The organism is Flavobacterium sufflavum (genome assembly GCF_004016525.1).
Classification (GTDB): domain Bacteria; phylum Bacteroidota; class Bacteroidia; order Flavobacteriales; family Flavobacteriaceae; genus Flavobacterium; species Flavobacterium sufflavum.
The window spans coordinates 1-293 of record NZ_SACJ01000044.1; the positions used below are offsets into that span (position 1 = coordinate 1).

Below are 293 nucleotides of genomic sequence, written 5' to 3' on the forward strand. Positions count from 1 at the left end.
TGTTGACGATGTTACTAAACCGGCAAAACCAATTCTGGCTGATGTAAATGGTGAATGTTCGGCTACGGCGACAGCTCCTACTACTAATGATAATTGTAAAGGAACTATCACAGGAACAACTACTGATCCGTTAACTTATACAACTCAAGGAACTCACGTAATTACCTGGACTTTCAATGACGGTAATGGAAACACTGAAACAGCTACTCAAAATGTAATTGTTGACGATGTTACTAAACCGGCAAAACCAATTCTGGCTGATGTAAATGGTGAATGTTCGGCTACGGCGACAG

1 protein-coding gene is annotated in these 293 nt (G+C 41.0%); it reads left to right on the forward strand.

The genetic code is table 11. The features are described 5' to 3' along the window. Positions 1–293, forward strand: a 293-nt coding sequence (locus EOD40_RS18085) for a hypothetical protein (protein ID WP_164905518.1), incomplete at both ends; no start/stop codon positions are given.